The following is a 17,438-nucleotide window of genomic DNA, read 5'->3' as shown; positions in this document are numbered from 1 at the left end:
ATGGCCGACGATCCCTTTGTCCTCGGGGGTACGTCCTTCTCGTCCCGTCTGATCATGGGTACGGGGGGTGCGCCCAGCCTGGACGTCCTGGAGCGGTCGCTCGTGGCGTCCGGCACGGAGCTGACGACGGTCGCGATGCGGCGGGTGGATCCCACGGCGCACGGCTCGGTGCTCTCCGTGCTGCACCGGCTCGGCATCCGGGTGCTGCCGAACACGGCGGGGTGTTTCACCGCGGGCGAGGCCGTGCTGACCGCGCGGCTCGCACGGGAGGCCCTCGGTACCGAGATGGTCAAGCTGGAGGTCATCGCCGACGAGCGCACCCTGCTGCCCGATCCGATCGAGTTGCTCGACGCCGCCGAGGTGCTGGTCGACGACGGGTTCACCGTGCTGCCGTACACCAACGACGATCCCGTGCTCGCACGGAAGCTGGAGGATGTCGGCTGCGCGGCGATCATGCCGCTCGGGTCGCCCATCGGGTCCGGTCTGGGCATTCGCAACCCGCACAACTTCCAGCTGATCGTGGAGCACGCGCGCGTGCCGGTGATTCTGGACGCGGGCGCCGGTACGGCGTCGGACGCCGCGTTGGCGATGGAGCTGGGGTGTGCGGGGGTGATGCTCGCGTCGGCCGTCACCCGGGCGCAGGAGCCGGTGCTGATGGCCGAGGGCATGAAGCACGCGGTGGAGGCCGGCCGGCTCGCCCGGCGTGCGGGGCGGATTCCCCGGCGGCACTTCGCCTCGGCGTCCTCTCCCGTGGAGGGGCTGGCACGGCTGGATCCGGAGCGGCCTGCTTTCTAGGCACCCGATCCAGGTACCCGATCCGGGTACCCGGCCCAGGTACCCGGCACCGATGTGTTTTTTCTCCCGCCCGCGCCTCACCCGTTTCCGGGCGGCTGGAAAGCGCGGGTCTCCCGTGAGCGGTTCTCGCCGTTGACAGGTGCGGGAAGCGGCCACCGGGACGGACACCTCGACGGCTGCGAGATGCGTCACAGGTCCGCTGCAGTCCCGCTCCGGTATGGGCCGAACGGGTGGGGGTGACAGTGGCGGCTCGTAGACTCACCTGCGTGGATACGACCCTTCAGGACCCGCTTGTCGGGCAGGTGCTCGACGGCCGCTATCGCGTCGACGCGCGGATCGCGGTCGGCGGGATGGCCACGGTCTACAGGGCCCTGGACACCCGCCTCGACCGGGTGCTCGCGCTCAAGGTGATGCACCCTGCGCTGGCCGCCGACGGCTCGTTCGTCGAGCGGTTCATCCGCGAGGCCAAGTCGGTGGCCCGGCTCGCGCACCCCAATGTGGTGCAGGTCTTCGACCAGGGCACGGACGGGTCGTACGTCTATCTGGCCATGGAGTACGTCGCCGGGTGCACCCTGCGCGACGTGCTGCGTGAACGCGGAGCGCTGCAGCCGCGGGCCGCGCTGGACGTCCTGGAGCCGGTGCTCGCCGCGCTCGGCGCCGCGCACCGCGCCGGGTTCGTGCACCGCGACATGAAGCCGGAGAACGTCCTGATAGGGGACGACGGCCGGGTCAAGGTGGCCGACTTCGGTCTCGTACGGGCCGTGGACACCGTCACGAACACGACGGGTGCGGTGCTCGGCACCGTGTCGTACCTCGCTCCCGAACAGATCGAGCACGGCACCGCCGACACCCGCGTCGACGTCTACGCCTGTGGAGTGGTCCTCTACGAAATGCTCACCGGCGGCAAGCCGTACTCCGGGGATTCCCCCGCCCAGGTGCTCTACCAGCACCTGCACGCGGATGTGCCGCCGCCGTCCGCCGCCGTGCCGGGGCTGCCCTTCGCCCTCGACGAGCTGGTCGCCGCGGCGACCGCCCGCAACCCCGAGGTGCGCCCGCACGACGCGGTGGCGCTGCTCGGCCAGGTCCTCCAGGCGCGGGCCGGGCTCAGCGTCGAACAGCTCGACGCCGTACCGCCGCAGGCCCTCGCCGTGGGACACGACAACGCGGGCGACCGTACGAGCGTGATCCCGCGCTCGCTGTCCGTGCCGCGCCTGCTGCCCGTGAACGACCCCTACGAGGACTACGAGGACGGCGACGGTGGCGGCGACCCGCTGAACCGGACCAGCCGGTTCGAGATGACCAGTCGGTTCGAGTCCGGTCCGACCGCTCCCTCACGGCGCGGATCGCGGCCCCGGCGCGGGATGTTCGCCCTCGTCGGGGCGATCGTGCTGGTGCTCGGGCTCGGCGCGGGCGTCTGGTACATCAACTCCGGCCAGTTCACCAAGGTCCCGCTGCTGCTGGCGAAGAGCGAGGCGCAGGCCAGGGCGCGGATCGAGAACGCCGGCCTCGACGTGGGGCAGGTCAAGCACGCCTACAGCGACACCGTGAAGCGCGGCACCGTCATCAGCAGCGACCCGGCGCCCGGCGCCCGCATCCGGGACAACGACTCCGTGACGCTGACCGTCTCGGACGGCCCGGAGACGGTGAAGGTGCCCGATCTGACGGGCCTCGCGCTGTTCAAGGCGCGGGATGTCCTGAAGGGCGAAGGGCTCGCCGCGGGCATGGTCACCCGGGAGTTCAGCCAGGACGTCACCAAGGGCTTCGTGATCCGTTCGGATCCGGGCGCGGGCACGGAGCGGCACGCCGGTTCGGCGATCGCCCTCACCGTCAGCAAGGGCAGTCCGGTCGAGGTCGCCGATGTCTCGGGCGCGTCCGTGGCGGATGCCACCGCGGAGCTGGAGGAGGCGGGCCTGAAGGTGAAGATCGCCTCCGGGCGGGTCAACTCGGAGTTCGATCAGGGCCAGGTCGCCGAGCAGTCGCCGGGCGCGGGCAGCCAGGCCACCGCGGGCGACACCATCACGCTGACGGTCTCCAAGGGCCCCGAGATGGTCCCGGTCCCGGACGTGGTGGGCGACAACGTGGACGACGCGAGGGCCACGCTGGAGGCCGCCGGGTTCAAGGTCGACGAGGACCGCGGTCTGCTCGGGCTCTTCGGGGACACGGTGAAGAAGCAGTCGGTGAGCGGCGGGGACCAGGCGCCCAAGGGGTCCACGATCACCATCGAGATCCGCTGACGGGGCGCCGCGGGGCCCGTGGCACCCTGAAGGACGTGACCAGCAAGCAGCTCCGCAACCCCGTCGGCGGCCATGTCCCCGTGGCCGGCGGCCTCAACTCCGTCGGCCTGGCCTATGCGCGCGAGATGGGCGCCGAGACCGTCCAGGTCTTCGTCGCCAACCCGCGAGGCTGGGCGACGCCCGCCGGGAACCCGAAGCGGGCCGAAGAGGACGCAGCGTTCCGCGCGGCCTGCGCCGCCGAGTCGATCCCCGCGTACGTCCATGCCCCGTATCTGATCAACTTCGGCTCGCACACCGGGGCGACGGTCGAGAGGTCGGTGGAGTCGCTGCGGCACTCGTTGCGCCGGGGCCGGGAGATCGGCGCGCTCGGCGTGGTCGTGCACACGGGGAGCGCCACCGGGGGCCGGGAGCGGGCTGTCGCCCTCAGGCAGGTGCATGAGCACCTGCTGCCCCTGCTGGACGAGCTGACCCACGACGACGACCCGTATCTGCTCCTGGAGTCGACCGCGGGCCAGGGCTCCTCCCTCTGCTCGCGCACCTGGGACTTCGGTCCGTACTTCGAGGCGCTGGACGCCCACCCGAAGCTGGGTGTCTGCCTGGACACCTGTCACATCTACGCGGCGGGCCACGACCTGACCGGTCCGAGCGGGATGCACCAGACCCTCGACCTGCTGGTGGACACGGTCGGCGAGGGCCGGCTCAAGCTGATCCACGCCAATGACTCCAAGGACGTGGTCGGTGCCCACAAGGACCGTCACGAGAACATCGGCTCCGGCCACATCGGCGAGGACCCGTTCCGCGCGCTGATGACCCACCCCGCCACCGAGGGCGTACCCCTGATCATCGAGACGCCGGGCGGCAAGGAGGGACACGCGGGGGATGTGGAGCGCCTGAAGAAGTTGCGTGACGGCTGAGCGAGCAGCCGTACAGGTGCTCTCGGGGACTCAGAGCTCGGGGCCGTCCCCGGGCTCCTCCTGGTAGGAGTAGCGCTGTTCGCGCCAGGGGTCGCCGACGTTGTGGTAGCCGCGCTCCTCCCAGAAGCCGCGGCGGTCGGCCGTCATGTACTCGACGCCCCGGACCCACTTGGGGCCCTTCCAGGCGTAGAGGTGGGGGACGACGAGGCGGAGCGGGAAGCCGTGTTCCGCCGTGAGGAGCTCGCCGTCCTTGTGGGTGGCGAAGATCGCGCGGTCGGAGGCGAAGTCGTCGAGGCGCAGATTCGAGCTGAAGCCGTACTCCGCCCAGACCATCACATGGGTGACGGTGGGCGCGGGCGGGGCGATCTCCAGGATCGTGCGCGCGGGGATGCCGCCCCATTCGGCGCCGATCATGCTGAACTTCGTGACACAGTGCAGATCGGCCACGACCGAGGTGTACGGCAGGGCCGTGAACTCCTCATGGGTCCAGCAGTGCTTCTCACCGTCGGCGGTGGCGCCGAAAACCCTGAACTCCCAGCGTTCGGGGCGGAACTTGGGCACCGGGCCGTAGTGTGTGACCGGCCAGCCACGCTGCAGTCGCTGCCCCGGCGGAAGCTCCGGCTGTGCCGCTTCTCCCGTTCCACGTTCCACCGGCGGCTGACCCATGACTCCATCCTGACAGACCCCGGGCGGTGCACATGACCAGCCCTGTCCCGATTCCGGCAACTCCTACTAAGCGTGTACTTACTGGACGCCCCGAGACGCCGATGCGAGGATGCGGCGCAATCTGCCCCGTCCCCCCGCTTGGAAGGAGCCTCTGCGATGCAGGGCGACCCCGAGGTCATCGAATTCCTCAACGAGCAGCTGACCGGTGAGCTGACCGCGATCAACCAGTACTTCCTGCACGCGAAGATGCAGGAGAACTTCGGCTGGACAAAGCTCGCGAAGTACACACGGCACGAGTCCTTCGACGAGATGAAGCACGCGGAAGTGCTCACCGACCGGATTCTCTTCCTGGAGGGACTGCCCAACTACCAGCGGCTCTTCCATGTCCGGGTGGGGCAGACCGTCACCGAGATGTTCCAGGCGGACCGGCAGGTGGAGGTCGAGGCGATCGACCGTCTCAAGCGCGGGATCGAGGTGATGCGCAACAAGGGCGACATCACGTCCGCGAACATCTTCGAGTCGATCCTTGAGGACGAGGAGCACCACATCGACTACCTCGACACCCAGCTGGAGCTGGTGGACAAACTCGGCGAGGCGCTCTACATCGCGCAGCTGATCGAGCAGCCGGAGAGCTGAACCGACGGCTCGCGCGTCAGGCGGCCTCGGCCGTCACCGCGGGGAGCGGCGCGTCCCCGATCTCGGAGAGGACCGGCCTGCCCTCGTCGGCGAGTTCCCGGCGCGGGCACGCGCCCCGGCCCAGCAGGGCCTGAATCCGGCGGACGCACGAACCACAGTCCGTGCCCGCCTTGCACGCCGACGCTATCTGGCGGGGGGTGCAGGCACCGTCCTCCGCGTGCTTCTTCACCTGCGCCTCGGTGACACCGAAGCAGTTGCAGACGTACACGCGGTCCACCTCCCGACGGGGTTCAAGGTCGTGCCGTACCGACTGGCTGAACGCCCTCTTGGCCGGTGAGGCTAACCTAACCTTACCCGTCACCCGGGAACCGTAAAAGTGCGGTGGGGCGCGGATCGTATGTGATCCGCGCCCCACTTCACGCTCCCGTAACAGGTGAACCGTTACTGGTCCCTGTACATCTCGGCGACCAGGAAGGCCAGGTCGAGGGACTGGCTGCGGTTCAGGCGCGGGTCGCAGGCCGTCTCGTAGCGCTGGTGCAGATCGTCGACGAAGATCTCGTCGCCGCCGCCCACGCACTCGGTGACATCGTCACCGGTGAGCTCGACATGGATGCCGCCGGGGTGCGTGCCCAGGCCCTTGTGGACCTCGAAGAAGCCCTTGACCTCGTCGAGCACGTCGTCGAAGCGGCGGGTCTTGTGACCCGAGGCCGCCTCGAAGGTGTTGCCGTGCATCGGGTCGGTCACCCAGGCCACGGTCGCACCGGAGGCGGTGACCTTCTCGACCAGCTCGGGCAGCTTGTCGCGGACCTTGTCCGCGCCCATCCGCACGATGAAGGTGAGCCGGCCCGGCTCGCGGTCCGGGTCGAGGCGGTCGATGTACTGCAGCGCGTCCTCGGCCGTCGTCGTCGGGCCCAGCTTGATCCCGATCGGGTTGCGGATCTTCGAGGCGAACTCGATGTGCGCACCGTCCAGCTGACGGGTGCGCTCGCCGATCCACACCATGTGGCCCGAGACGTCGTACAGGTGGCCCGTACGCGAGTCGACGCGGGTCAGCGCCGACTCGTAGTCGAGGAGCAGCGCCTCGTGGGAGGCGTAGAACTCGACGGTCTTGAACTCCTCCGGGTCGGTCCCGCAGGCCCGCATGAAGTTCATCGCGTTGTCGATCTCCCGCGCGAGCTGCTCGTAGCGCTGCCCGGACGGGGAGGACTTCACGAAGTCCTGGTTCCAGGCGTGCACCTGGCGCAGGTCGGCGTAGCCGCCGGTGGTGAAGGCGCGCACCAGGTTGAGCGTGGAGGCGGAGGCGTGGTACATCCGCTTCAGGCGCTCGGGGTCCGGGATACGGGCCTTTTCGGTGAAGTCGAAGCCGTTGACGGAGTCGCCCCGGTAGGTCGGCAGCGTCACCCCGTCACGGGTCTCGGTGGGCTTGGAACGCGGCTTGGAGTACTGGCCGGCGATACGGCCGACCTTCACGACCGGCACCGAGGCGGCGTACGTGAGCACGGCGCCCATCTGGAGGAGGGTCTTCAGCTTGTTGCGGATGTGCTCGGCCGACACCGCGTCGAAGGCCTCGGCACAGTCGCCGCCCTGGAGAAGGAACGCCTCTCCCTTGGCGACGGACGCCAACCGGGCGCGCAGCTGGTCGCACTCGCCGGCGAAGACGAGTGGCGGATACGACTCGAGGTCCGCGATCACATCGCGCAGAGCCTCGGCATCTGGGTACTCGGGCTGCTGCGCCGCGGGCAGGTCTCGCCAGGTGTTGCCAGCGCTCGCGCTGGGCTTAGCGTTCACGGTCACTCTCACCACATTACGGGGTCATGTACTGGGGCAATCCCCAAGCCCATCAGTTGAGACGAACCGCGCTCGATCGAAAAACGCTCGGAATGGCCGCGCGGGCGGGTCCGCGCGGCCACCCTGAGCAGGCGGGACGGTGCGGACAGTGCCTAGTCCACGTCGAGCCGGTCGCGGTCGATGGAGATCGTCACTCCGCCGTGCGTCTCGGTCGTGTTGCCGACGTACTGGTGGATACGCCGGTGGTCGGTCCACAGGGTGGCGGGGATCGTCGAGTCGGTGGTGGTCGACTTGCCGTTCCAGCGGGCGAAGTGGAGCACGTCGGGCAGGGTGACCCGGCTCTTGTTGGCCACCAGGTCGGTGACCAGCGACGAGGTGTTGCCGTACGCACCCGATCGGTAGCCCAGCGCGTGCACGCGCTCGGTGTAGGCGTCGAGGTAGGACAGCACCTGGTCGGTCACGGAGCCGCCGCGGGTGTAGTGCTCCAGGTCGTTGTAGATCACCGTGCCCTTGGGGAAGCCCAGCGCGGTCGCCTGCTTGACGGCGTCGTCGGCGGCCTCGGTGCCCTGCGGCACGGGGTTGGTGATCGCCGCGCAGCCGCCTCCGCAGCTGCCCCCGTCGGAGGTGGGCTGGCGGCCGACGTACAGCGGGAAGAACCGCCAGCCGTTGGCGTACTGCGTGCGCAGCCAGGTGGCGGTGAGCCTGCTCTGGGCGCAGGCGCGGTTGATCCCGCCGATGTAGACGCCGATGGCTCCGTAGTCGGAGTCGTCCCGCCAGGCGTCCATCGCCGACTGGCCCGGTGCGGTGCAGGCGTCGAAGCCCTCGCCACGGAAGGACGTGGCGTCGACGGGCAGGGGCGCCGCGGCGGGCGCCCCCGCGGTCGGCTCGGTCTGCGCGCCGGTGACGGGCAGACCGGCGCCGCGCAGGATGTCCTGGATCCTCGTACGGTCCTCCCCGTACGCGGCGGTCACCGCGATCCGGTCGGCGGTGACCCGGAACGTACGGGCCGTCGGGTTCTCGGTGGCGGTGCTCCCGACGGCGGCGGTGGGCTGGATCAGCAGCGCCTCGGCGCGTCCGGTGGCTCCCGCCGGGCACTTCTGCGGGTCGCCCGGCGTGCCGAGGTACAGGGCGTGCCGGTCGAAGCGGACGCATGCGTCGGGTTGTTTCTCCAGGTCCACGATCTGCCAGGAGGCGGGGACGGTGAACACGCGACCGCGGTAGGTGACGCTGACGGTGTCGTCGGACTCGGCGGCGCGCGCGGTGCCGAACGGGCCGGCGGCGAGGACCGCGGCCGCGGCGCACGCCGTGAGCGTACGGACGCCGTTGCGGCGGAGCTGGGGTGGGCGGGCTGTGTGGATGGCTCTCTCCTCGGTCGGGCTTCCTGGGCCATGCCATCCATGGCCGGTGACCGGGCGGTAGGAACGCCGCACGCGAACGGTTCACGCTGTTGCCCGCCCCCCGACGTCGGGTAGGGTGCGGCGCATGTTCGCGCATTCGACCCAGAACTGGTGGTGGACCGCTCATCCGGCGGCCCACTGACTGCGCGTACGCAAGACTTCGCGAAGGCCGCCCGAGGGGCGGCCTTCGGTGTTTGCGGACACAGGTCGTTCCTCTCCGAGCTTTGAGAGCATCCGAGAGAAGGATCAGGACCGATGAACCTGCTCGACCTGTTGGACGATCCCCGTCCGTTCGCCCTGCTGCGCCGCCGCACCCCCGGTCACGATCACGGGACGGTGGAGCTGCTGCTCGGCCCGGTCAGCACCTGCGACCGGCTCGCCGACCTCCCCGACGAGGGCCTCGCGCTCGTCCCGTACCGCCAGATCCGCGAGCGCGGCTTCGACGTCCGTGACGACGGCACGCCACTCGCGGTGCTGATCCCCGAGGAGACGTACACACTGCCGCTGGAGCAGGCCCTGGCGGAGCTCCCGACGCACGACGTGCGGGTCACGGACGGGCGCTTCGACGTCGACGACGAGGAGTACGCCGGGATCGTCGGGCGCGTGCTGGACGAGGAGATCGGGCGCGGCGAGGGCGCTAACTTCGTCATCCGGCGTACGTACGAGGGGCGGATCCAGGGGTTCGGGAAGGCCGACGCCCTGGCCCTGTTCCGGCGGCTGCTGGTCGGCGAGCGGGGCGCGTACTGGACGTTTGTGGTGCACACCGGGGTTCAAAAGGGGCCCGAAGGGCCTTCCTTGGAAGGGCGGGGGCGGGAGACGGGTGGGCGGACGCTGGTCGGGGCGAGCCCCGAGGTGCATGTACGGATGTCCGGCGGGACCGTCGTGATGAACCCGATCAGCGGGACGTACCGCTACCCCGCCGACGGGCCGTCCGCGGACGGCCTGCTCGATTTCCTCGCCGACGGCAAGGAGACCGAGGAGCTGTCGATGGTCGTCGACGAGGAGCTCAAGATGATGTGCACGGTCGGTGACATGGGCGGGGTGGTGATCGGGCCCCGGCTGAAGGAGATGGCCCATCTCGCGCACACCGAGTACGAGCTGCGGGGCCGGTCCTCGCTGGATGTGCGCGAGGTCCTGAAGGAGACCATGTTCGCGGCGACCGTCACCGGGTCGCCGGTGCAGAACGCCTGCCGGGTGATCGAGCGGCACGAGGTCGGCGGGCGGGGCTACTACGCCGGGGCACTCGCGCTGATCGGCCGGCACCCGGGTGGCGGACGGGAAGGAGCAGTCGGCGGGCGGGAAGAAGCCGTGGGCTCCCAGACCCTCGACTCCCCCATCCTCATCCGGACCGCCGACATCGACGCGGACGGGCGGCTGCGGGTGCCGGTCGGCGCCACCCTCGTACGGGGATCGGATCCGGCGGGCGAGGTCGCCGAGACGCATGCGAAGGCGGCCGGGGTGCTGGCGGCGCTGGGAGTCCTCGAAGCGAGGCCGCGCGCGGAGGGCGTACGGCCGAGGCTGGCCGACGATCCGCGGGTGCGGGCGGCGCTGGACGGCAGGCGGGCCGCGCTCGCGCCGTTCTGGCTGCGGATGCAGGAGCGGGCGCACGCTCTGGAGGGGCATGCGCTGGTGGTGGACGGCGAGGACACCTTCACGGCGATGCTCGCGCATGTGCTGCGGTCGTCGGGCCTTGAGGTGACCGTGCGGCGGTACGACGAGCCGGGGCTGCGGGAGGCGGTGCGCGCGCACGTGGGCCCGGTCGTCCTGGGGCCCGGTCCGGGTGACCCCTCGGACATGGGCGATCCCAAGATGCGGTTCCTGCGGGGACTCACCGCCGAGGTGATCCGGGGACACCGGCACGGCGTGCTGGGCGTCTGCCTCGGGCACGAGCTGATCGCGGCCGAACTGGGCCTGGAGATCGTACGGAAGGAGGTCCCGTACCAGGGCGCGCAGACGGAGATCGATCTCTTCGGGCGGCGCGAGACGGTCGGCTTCTACAACAGCTTCGTGGCGCGGTGCGACGAGGAGGCCTTCGGGGAGCTGTCCGCCCATGGCGTCGAGGTCGGCCGGAGTGGGTCGGGCGAGGTGCACGCGCTGCGCGGGCCCGGGTTCGCGGGCGTCCAGTTCCACCCGGAGTCGGTGCTGACGCTGAACGGGACGGATGTCGTACGGGAGCTGGTCGGCCGGCTGCGGGACACCGGCGCGTTGTCGGAGCGGCGGCCCTCCGCGTAGTCGAGGAGGGAGCGGCGTACGCCGGCCGCACGGGTGTCGGGAGGCCCGTGCGGCCGGCGGATCCCGGGGAGGGGAACCCCCTCGGAACGTCGGTACGTCGCCACGTCAGTACATCGACGCGTCGGTACGTCGATGCATCGGTACGTCAGCCGAAGAAGACCCCGACCTCCTCGTACAGCTTCGGGTCGACCGTCTTCAGCTTGGCCGTGGCCTCCGCGATCGGGACGCGGACGATGTCCGTGCCGCGCAGGGCGACCATCTTGCCGAAGTCGCCGTCGCGGACGGCCTCGATGGCGTGCAGCCCGAAGCGGGTGGCGAGCCAGCGGTCGAAGGCGCTGGGGGTGCCGCCACGCTGGATGTGGCCCAGGACCGTGGTGCGGGCCTCCTTGCCGGTGCGCTTCTCGATCTCCTTGGCCAGCCACTCGCCGACCCCGGAGAGGCGTACGTGGCCGAAGGAGTCGAGGGACCCGTCCTTGAGGACCATCTGGCCGTCCTTGGGCATCGCGCCCTCGGCGACGACCACGATCGGCGCGTACGAGGCCTTGAACCGCGAGGTCACATAGGCGCACACCTGGTCGACGTCGAAGCGCTGCTCGGGGATGAGGATGACGTTGGCGCCACCGGCCAGGCCCGAGTGGATGGCGATCCAGCCCGCGTGCCGGCCCATCACCTCGCAGACGAGGACGCGCATGTGCGACTCGGCGGTGGTGTGCAGGCGGTCGATCGCCTCGGTGGCGATACCGACGGCGGTGTCGAAGCCGAAGGTGTAGTCGGTGGCGGACAGGTCGTTGTCGATGGTCTTCGGTACGCCGACGACGGGCACTCCGTAGTCGTCGGTGAGGCGCGCGGCGACGCCGAGCGTGTCCTCGCCGCCGATCGCGATGAGTGCCTCGACCTCCTGCTTGGCGAGATTCTCCTTGATACGGCGGATGCCGTTCTCCTGCTTCAGCGGGTTCGTCCGCGAGGAGCCGAGGATGGTGCCACCGCGGGGCAGGATGCCGCGCACGGCGGGGATGTCCAGCCGGACGGTGTCGTTCTCTAGCGGTCCCCGCCAGCCGTCCCGGAAGCCGACGAAGTCGTAGCCGTACTCCTGCACGCCCTTACGGACGACGCCCCGGATGACGGCGTTGAGTCCGGGGCAGTCGCCGCCTCCGGTCAGTACTCCGACCCGCATGGAAAAGTCCCTTCGCCGCGGTTGCCTGATGGGACTCACGCTAATAGTGATCCAGGTCACTGCGGCATGGGCGGTAAGGGCAATTCCGGTGAATTGTGCGGCTGTTGATCACCCGCCTTCACCCGATGGTGGGTCAACCAGGGTTTACGCCGACCACGCGTCGGGGTCTACGCCCCGTCGAGGCCGCGCTCTATGGCGTAGCGCACGAGCTCCACCCGGTTGTGGAGTTGGAGCTTGCCCAGGGTGTTCTGCACATGGTTCTGGACCGTGCGGTGGGAGATGACCAGGCGCTCGGCGATCTGCTTGTAGCTCAGGCCCTTGGCGACCAGGCGCAGCACCTCGGTCTCGCGGTCGGTGAGTTGCGGGGCCTTGGGCTCGTCGGCGCCCGCGGCCGGGGCGGGCTCGGAGGCCAGCCGGCGGTACTCGCCGAGGACCAGGCCCGCGAGGCCCGGTGTGAACACCGGGTCGCCGACCGCCGTACGGCGCACCGCGTCGATCAGCTCCTCCGTGGACGCCGACTTGAGGAGATAGCCGGTCGCGCCGGACTTCACCGCCTCCAGGACGTCCGCGTGCTCCCCGCTGGCCGACAGGACGAGGACGCGCAGCGCCGGGTTGGCGCCGACCAGTTCCTTGCAGACCTGGACGCCGGGCTTGGCGGGCAGGTTCAGGTCGAGCACGAGGACGTCGGGCGCGGCGGCCCGGGCGCGGCGCACCGCCTGCTCGCCGTCGCCCGCGGTGGCGACCACGTCGAAGCCGGCCGCGTCCAGGTCACGGGCGACGGCATCACGCCACATGGGGTGGTCGTCCACCACCATGACCTTGATCGTGCTCTTGCCCACCTGCTGCTCCCCCGCCGTCCGGTCACTCATCGCTTCTCCGCCTTCCCCCGTGAAACCCCGGAAACCTTCGGTACCTTCAGCTCGACCTCCGTGCCCTGGCCCGGCACCGAGATCAGTTCGGCCGCGCCACCGAGGTCGCGCAGCCGGCCGCGGATCGACAGGGCCACTCCGAGCCGCCCCTCCCCCTCGGCCTGGGCGAGCCGCCCCTCCGGGATGCCCGGGCCGTCGTCGCGCACGGTCACGATCACCTCGTCCGGCTCGTCCTCGACCAGGATCCAGGCCCGCGCGTCCTCGCCGACGTGCTTGCGGACATTGTCCAGGGCGGCACCGACGGCGGCGGCCAACTCCCGGGCGGCGGCCGGGGCTAGCGGCACCGGGGCGCCGGGCTCGGAGAGGGTCACGCGCGCGGTGGCGTACGGGGCGAGCAGCGCGCGCAGGTCGACGGGCCCCTCGGGGTCCTCGTCGTCGTCCGGTTCCTCGACGGCTCGTACGACCGCGCCCAGGGTGGCGTCCTCGGACACCCGGGAGACCGGCACCAGGCCGCGCGAGACCAGCGTGCGCAGCGCCACCTCCTGCTCGCCGGCCATCCGGCCCAGCTCCGCGGCCTCGCCGCCGAGGGCGCTGCCGCGGCGCTGCACCATGGCGAGGATCTGCAGGACGCCGTCGTGGATGTCGCGGGCCAGGCGCTCGCGCTCCCGGGTCGCGGCCTCGATCTCCAGGGCGCGGGCGAGGGTGCGCTCGGAGGCGCGGGCGACCTCGACGACGTATCCGATGGCGATGGAGGCGACCCAGACGAGGATCACGTTGTGGACGGTGTCACGGGTGGGGGCGCCGCGCTCGACGAGGTTGGCGGCCGCGACGAGCGTCGAGGCGAAGGCCGCCCAGCGCCAGCCGCCCTTGACGGCGAACGCCAGGACGGAGCCCGCGGTCCATATCGACGGGAGTGTCGGGCCGCCGGTCACTATGCGGTGGTGGGTGTCCGCGACGGGCGTGAGCATGATGCCGGTGAGCGCGACGGTCAGGTCGGCGGCGAGGAAACGCTTGGTGCAGTTCGCCGCGTTCGCGACCCTGGGCAGGGTGGCCAGCGTCCAGACGAACAGGACCGCGTAGTACCCGACGGCCACCCAGGGGTGGGCGAACCTGCCGGACGCGGTGGCGAAGAGCCCGATCGCGTACAGCATCGTCAGCACGCGGTAGGCGGAGAGCGCACGCCACAGCGGCTGCTCGACCGACATCCTCATGACTCTCTCGCGCTTGGCCATGTCCCCCCACCCCCACCGTCCCCCGACGCAAGCGTCTAGGTGCCGGCCCGTCCCTCTTCGGTTTCGGCTTCGGCCGCCTTCGCGGCCTCCTTCTGCGCCTGTTCGGCTTCCTTGAGCGCCTGCTTCTCGGCCTTCGCCGCGTCCGCGATCTGCCGCTTGGCGGCCGTCGCGTAGATGTCGACGTACTCCTGGCCGGAGAGCTTCATGATTTCGTACATGACCTCGTCGGTCACCGCGCGCAGCACGAAGCGGTCGTGCTCCATGCCGTTGTAGCGGCTGAAGTCGAGCGGCTTGCCGATGCGGATGCCCGGGCGCATCAGCTTGGGCATCACCTTGCCCGGCGGCTGGATCTTCTCGGTGTCGATCATGGCGACCGGGATGACCGGGGCACCGGTGGCGAGCGCCACGCGCGCGAGGCCGCCCGGCTTGCCGCGGTACAGCCGTCCGTCGGGCGAGCGCGTGCCCTCCGGGTAGATGCCGAACAGCTCACCGCGCTCGATGACGTCGATGCCGCTCTTGACGGCCGCCTCGCCCGCGCCGCGCGCGCCGGAGCGGTCCACCGGGAGCTGGCCGACGCCCTTGAAGAAGGCGGCGGTCATCCGGCCCTTGATACCGGGGGTCGTGAAGTACTCGGCCTTCGCGATGAAGGTCACCTTGCGGTCGAGGACCGCGGGCAGGAAGAACGAGTCCGAGAACGACAGATGATTGCTTGCCAGGATGGCGGGGCCCTCGGCGGGAATGTGCTCGAGGCCTTCCACCCAGGGCCTGAAGGCGAGCTTCAGCGGCCCTCCGATGGAAAACTTCATGGCGCCGTAGATCAACCGAATGCCTCCTGTGTCGTCGGTCAGACCTTATCCCGGGGCACTGTCAAAGGCCCCGACGGCCCTGGTCGGTGTCAGTGGGGTCGCGTACGGTGAAGTACGCCTCGAACGCTCGGGGTCGTGACCCGCTTCCGTTCCGCCCACCTGATGAACAGGAGACCGAAGGTGCCGGTCCTCCCCGGAGCCGAGCCGTTCCGCCACGAGGGCGGAGAGGTCGGCGTCCTCCTCTGCCACGGCTTCACCGGATCCCCGCAGTCGCTGCGCCCCTGGGCGGAGTATCTCGCCGAGCGCGGTCTGACCGTTGCGCTGCCCCTGCTGCCCGGGCACGGCACGCGGTGGGAGGACATGCAGATCACGGGTTGGCAGGACTGGTACGCGGAGGTGGACCGCGAGCTGCGCGCCCTGCGGGAGCGCTGCACCCAGGTGTTCGTCCTCGGCCTCTCCATGGGCGGCACGCTGGCCCTGCGGCTCGCCGCGAAGCACGGGGACGAGGTGAGCGGCATCGTCGTCGTCAACCCGGCGAACAAGGTGCACGGAGCGGCCGCGTACGCCCTCCCGGTGCTGCGCCACCTGGTCAGGACGGTGGACGGCATCGCGAGCGACATCGCCAAGGAGGGCGTCGCGGAGCTGGGCTACGACCGGGTGCCGCTGCAGGCGGCGCACTCCATGCGGAACTTCTACCGGATGGTGGACGGCGAGCTGCCCCAGGTCACCCAGCCGTTGCTGCTGCTGCACAGCCCCCAGGACCATGTGGTGCCGCCCGCCGACTCGACCCGCATCCTCAGCCGGGTGTCATCCACGGACGTGACGGAGATCCTGCTGGAACAGAGCTACCACGTAGCGACGTTGGACCATGACGCGGACCGGATCTTCGAGGAGAGCTACGCGTTCATCGCCCGGCTCGCGCCCAGTGTCGGCAAGGGGTCCGGCGTGGGTCAGGTGGGTCAGGCGAGTCAGCAGGAAGGGACGGCCACTGGTGGCTGAGTACGACGCGGAGCGCGGCGAGCCCGACGAGAAGGGCGTACCCGTCGGAGAGCCTCACGGTGACGAGCAGGGTGTGCCGTTCGACGAGGACGCCGCGTGGCAGGCGATCGTCGCGGGGTACGGCGAGGAGCCGCCGGACCCGCCCGGCGCGAAACCGTTCAAGTCGGTCGAGGACCTCGCGCTCCTCGATCCGGTGACGAACGACGCCCCCGACCGCGACGACAGGCCCGAGAAGCGTCAGACGTCCGAAAAGGCGGAACGGCCGGAGAGTCCGGAGCAAGCACAGACGGCACAGACGGCCGAGGAATCCGAAAGGTCGGAGAAATCCGAAAGGTCGGAAAGATCGGCGAGGACTGAGGGGGCTGGGCAGCCGGACGGGGTCGCGAAGCCGAAGGAGGGTGACGAGGCCGGCGAACCGCCCGCCGCGTCGAAGCCCCTCGGCAGCTCCGTCGCCTTCGCACCCGGCGTCGGCGGCCCGCGCGACTACACGACGCCCGAACCCACCGAGGACGACTTCGACGCGGACGACGAGGGCCATTTCGTGCCGCCCGAGCCGCCCCCGCTGCCCGTCGCCGACACCACGGCCAAGTTCGCCTGGCTCGCCGTCGTCGGTGGCCCGATCGTGCTCCTGCTGGCCATCCTTCTCGGCTGGGACATGACGTGGTGGCTCGCCACCGTCGGTATCGGCGGTTTCCTCGGCGGCTTCGCGACACTCGTGGCACGCATGAAGACGGACGACGAGGACGGGGACGATCCAGGGCGCGGCGCGGTGGTCTGACCCCGCGGCGGTTACGCGGCGGGCACTCGGAGGGCGGCCAGAACGGGCAGGTGGTCCGTGGCCGCCCTCAGGTCTGTCTCCCTGACCCCCGGGTGACCGTGGGGGACCCCGCAGCCGAGCACCTCGATGCCGCGGGTGGCGAAGATCGCGTCGATGCGCTGGTGGGGGTCGGCGGCCGTCGAGGTGTACTCCGTACCCCAGGGGGCGGTGGCCCAGCCGTCCTGGAGGTCGGTGGCAAGGCGTCGGAAGGTCCGGCCGTCGGGGCGTTCGTTCAGGTCCCCGCCGGCGAGGGCGTGCGGGGTGCCGAGGCCGGCGAGCCGGTCGAGCAGCATGCCGCCCTGCTGGTGGCGCTCGTCGTTCCGCAGCGAGAGGTGGCAGCTCAGGACGCCGAGCCGGGCGCCGCCGAAGCGGACGACGGCGGTGGCGAAGCCGCGGCGGTGCAGGCCGGGGGTGAGCGGGAGCAGGACGTCCTCGGTGCGTTCGACGGTGGCCCGGAGCGAGCAGAGGAGCGCGGGGCCCGCCGCCGTCGCACCGCCGGACAGGATCATCTGCCCGGACGCGGCCGCGAGCCGGGCCAGTTTCTTGCGCCAGCGGAAGAAGCGGGGGGCTTCCTGGACCAGGACCAGGTCCGGGGCGCAGGCGCTGATGACCCGGGCGAGAGCGCCGGTGTCGTCGCGCAGGGAGCGGATGTTGTAGCTGAGCACTCGGATGACGGCGGAGCCGTCGGGCTCGGTGTGGGAGCTTGGCAGCGGGGTGGTCGCCATGTGGATCAAGATACGTGGACGCGGGGGCGGGGGAACCGGAACAACGGTTGTTTTGCCGACTGCGGGACAGTGGGGGCTGGTCGCGTCCGCGCGGCGGAGCCGCAGGGTGTCACGGCCCCGCGCTCCCAAGGGGGCGCCCGCCGTGCCCCGTGAG

17 protein-coding genes are annotated in these 17,438 nt (G+C 70.7%); 8 read left to right on the top strand and 9 right to left on the bottom strand.

Annotated elements, in window-relative coordinates; all coding sequences use genetic code 11:
• The 3 genes from RV986_RS38035 to RV986_RS38025 all read left to right on the top strand — a co-directional run bounded on the left by RV986_RS38035 (position 1) and on the right by RV986_RS38025 (position 3,943).
• Complete coding sequence (locus tag RV986_RS38035; RefSeq protein WP_475921714.1) at positions 1–795, top strand: thiazole synthase; 795 nt, start codon at positions 1–3, stop codon at positions 793–795.
• Positions 796–1,061: 266 nt separating this feature from the next.
• Positions 1,062–3,029, top strand: coding sequence for a Stk1 family PASTA domain-containing Ser/Thr kinase (gene pknB / locus RV986_RS38030; RefSeq protein WP_475921713.1), 1,968 nt, complete (start codon positions 1,062–1,064; stop codon positions 3,027–3,029).
• 26 nt (positions 3,030–3,055) lie between these two features.
• Positions 3,056–3,943 (top strand): deoxyribonuclease IV, encoded by an 888-nt coding sequence (locus RV986_RS38025; protein ID WP_475924582.1) that lies wholly within the window; start codon positions 3,056–3,058, stop codon positions 3,941–3,943.
• A gap of 30 nt (positions 3,944–3,973) precedes the next feature.
• On the opposite strand, the gene RV986_RS38020 is transcribed toward RV986_RS38025, so the two are convergent.
• Positions 3,974–4,609: a sulfite oxidase-like oxidoreductase gene (locus RV986_RS38020; RefSeq protein ID WP_475921712.1), complete on the bottom strand. Its 636-nt coding sequence runs from the start codon at positions 4,607–4,609 to the stop codon at positions 3,974–3,976.
• A 156-nt stretch (positions 4,610–4,765) separates the two neighbouring features.
• Here RV986_RS38020 and bfr point away from each other — a divergent pair, with 156 nt between their 5' ends.
• Positions 4,766–5,245 carry a bacterioferritin gene (gene bfr, locus RV986_RS38015; protein WP_475921711.1) on the top strand — a complete coding sequence of 160 codons (480 nt, stop codon included), beginning with the start codon at positions 4,766–4,768 and terminating at the stop codon, positions 5,243–5,245.
• Between the two features lie 16 nt (positions 5,246–5,261).
• Here the strand turns inward: bfr and RV986_RS38010 are convergent, their stop codons facing one another.
• From RV986_RS38010 to RV986_RS38000, 3 genes are all read right to left on the bottom strand, one after another.
• Positions 5,262–5,522, bottom strand: a complete 261-nt coding sequence (locus RV986_RS38010; protein WP_475921710.1) for a (2Fe-2S)-binding protein — start codon at positions 5,520–5,522, stop codon at positions 5,262–5,264.
• 164 nt (positions 5,523–5,686) lie between these two features.
• Positions 5,687–7,039, bottom strand: coding sequence for a class II 3-deoxy-7-phosphoheptulonate synthase (locus RV986_RS38005; protein ID WP_475921709.1), 1,353 nt, complete (start codon positions 7,037–7,039; stop codon positions 5,687–5,689).
• 146 nt (positions 7,040–7,185) lie between these two features.
• Entirely contained in the window at positions 7,186–8,463 is a 1,278-nt protein-coding gene (locus RV986_RS38000) for a glycoside hydrolase domain-containing protein (protein ID WP_475921708.1), read from the bottom strand.
• A gap of 52 nt (positions 8,464–8,515) precedes the next feature.
• Between RV986_RS38000 and RV986_RS37995 the strand changes: the two genes are divergently transcribed.
• Together RV986_RS37995 and RV986_RS37990 are read left to right on the top strand one after the other, a co-directional pair.
• Positions 8,516–8,572, top strand: coding sequence for a trp operon leader peptide (locus RV986_RS37995; RefSeq protein ID WP_071528813.1), 57 nt, complete (start codon positions 8,516–8,518; stop codon positions 8,570–8,572).
• Positions 8,573–8,685: 113 nt separating this feature from the next.
• On the top strand, positions 8,686–10,662 hold the full coding sequence (locus RV986_RS37990; protein WP_475921707.1) for an anthranilate synthase family protein: 1,977 nt from the start codon (positions 8,686–8,688) through the stop codon (positions 10,660–10,662).
• Positions 10,663–10,807: 145 nt separating this feature from the next.
• Here RV986_RS37990 and RV986_RS37985 read toward each other — a convergent pair whose 3' ends face one another.
• The 4 genes from RV986_RS37985 to RV986_RS37970 form a co-directional block, all read right to left on the bottom strand.
• Positions 10,808–11,836 carry a 6-phosphofructokinase gene (locus RV986_RS37985; RefSeq protein WP_475921706.1) on the bottom strand — a complete coding sequence of 343 codons (1,029 nt, stop codon included), beginning with the start codon at positions 11,834–11,836 and terminating at the stop codon, positions 10,808–10,810.
• A 167-nt stretch (positions 11,837–12,003) separates the two neighbouring features.
• On the bottom strand, positions 12,004–12,651 hold the full coding sequence (locus RV986_RS37980; RefSeq protein ID WP_475924581.1) for a response regulator: 648 nt from the start codon (positions 12,649–12,651) through the stop codon (positions 12,004–12,006).
• 50 nt (positions 12,652–12,701) lie between these two features.
• Positions 12,702–13,937: a MacS family sensor histidine kinase gene (macS, locus tag RV986_RS37975; protein WP_475921705.1), complete on the bottom strand. Its 1,236-nt coding sequence runs from the start codon at positions 13,935–13,937 to the stop codon at positions 12,702–12,704.
• Between the two features lie 35 nt (positions 13,938–13,972).
• A complete protein-coding gene (locus tag RV986_RS37970) occupies positions 13,973–14,743 on the bottom strand; it encodes a lysophospholipid acyltransferase family protein (protein WP_475921704.1) in 771 nt (256 codons plus the stop codon).
• 180 nt (positions 14,744–14,923) lie between these two features.
• Here RV986_RS37970 and RV986_RS37965 point away from each other — a divergent pair, with 180 nt between their 5' ends.
• Together RV986_RS37965 and RV986_RS37960 are read left to right on the top strand one after the other, a co-directional pair.
• The gene (locus RV986_RS37965; RefSeq protein ID WP_475924580.1) at positions 14,924–15,742 is read left to right on the top strand and encodes an alpha/beta hydrolase; all 819 of its coding nucleotides are present in this window, start codon (positions 14,924–14,926) and stop codon (positions 15,740–15,742) included.
• Positions 15,735–16,520: a hypothetical protein gene (locus RV986_RS37960; protein WP_475921703.1), complete on the top strand. Its 786-nt coding sequence runs from the start codon at positions 15,735–15,737 to the stop codon at positions 16,518–16,520. Before RV986_RS37965 ends, RV986_RS37960 begins: the two co-directional genes overlap by 8 nt.
• A gap of 11 nt (positions 16,521–16,531) precedes the next feature.
• On the opposite strand, the gene RV986_RS37955 is transcribed toward RV986_RS37960, so the two are convergent.
• The gene (locus tag RV986_RS37955; protein ID WP_475921702.1) at positions 16,532–17,284 is read right to left on the bottom strand and encodes an endonuclease/exonuclease/phosphatase family protein; all 753 of its coding nucleotides are present in this window, start codon (positions 17,282–17,284) and stop codon (positions 16,532–16,534) included.
• Positions 17,285–17,438 lie beyond the last annotated feature (154 nt).

This window comes from Streptomyces sp. RLA012 (assembly GCF_056270325.1).
The sequence above is the reverse complement of the archived record's forward strand: the minus strand, read 5'-3'. Positions and strand labels throughout refer to the sequence as shown.

What these genes read in the sequence shown, in the direction of transcription:
- RV986_RS37955 (WP_475921702.1), bottom strand. Translation starts at nt 17,284, where the DNA reads ATGGCGACCACCCCGCTGCCAAGCTCCCACACCGAGCCCGACGGCTCC.
- RV986_RS37990 (WP_475921707.1), top strand. Translation starts at nt 8,686, where the DNA reads ATGAACCTGCTCGACCTGTTGGACGATCCCCGTCCGTTCGCCCTGCTG.
- RV986_RS38035 (WP_475921714.1), top strand. Translation starts at nt 1, where the DNA reads ATGGCCGACGATCCCTTTGTCCTCGGGGGTACGTCCTTCTCGTCCCGT.
- RV986_RS37970 (WP_475921704.1), bottom strand. Translation starts at nt 14,743, where the DNA reads ATGAAGTTTTCCATCGGAGGGCCGCTGAAGCTCGCCTTCAGGCCCTGG.
- RV986_RS37980 (WP_475924581.1), bottom strand. Translation starts at nt 12,651, where the DNA reads ATGGTGGTGGACGACCACCCCATGTGGCGTGATGCCGTCGCCCGTGAC.
- macS (WP_475921705.1), bottom strand. Translation starts at nt 13,937, where the DNA reads ATGGCCAAGCGCGAGAGAGTCATGAGGATGTCGGTCGAGCAGCCGCTG.
- RV986_RS38020 (WP_475921712.1), bottom strand. Translation starts at nt 4,609, where the DNA reads ATGGGTCAGCCGCCGGTGGAACGTGGAACGGGAGAAGCGGCACAGCCG.
- RV986_RS37985 (WP_475921706.1), bottom strand. Translation starts at nt 11,836, where the DNA reads ATGCGGGTCGGAGTACTGACCGGAGGCGGCGACTGCCCCGGACTCAAC.
- bfr (WP_475921711.1), top strand. Translation starts at nt 4,766, where the DNA reads ATGCAGGGCGACCCCGAGGTCATCGAATTCCTCAACGAGCAGCTGACC.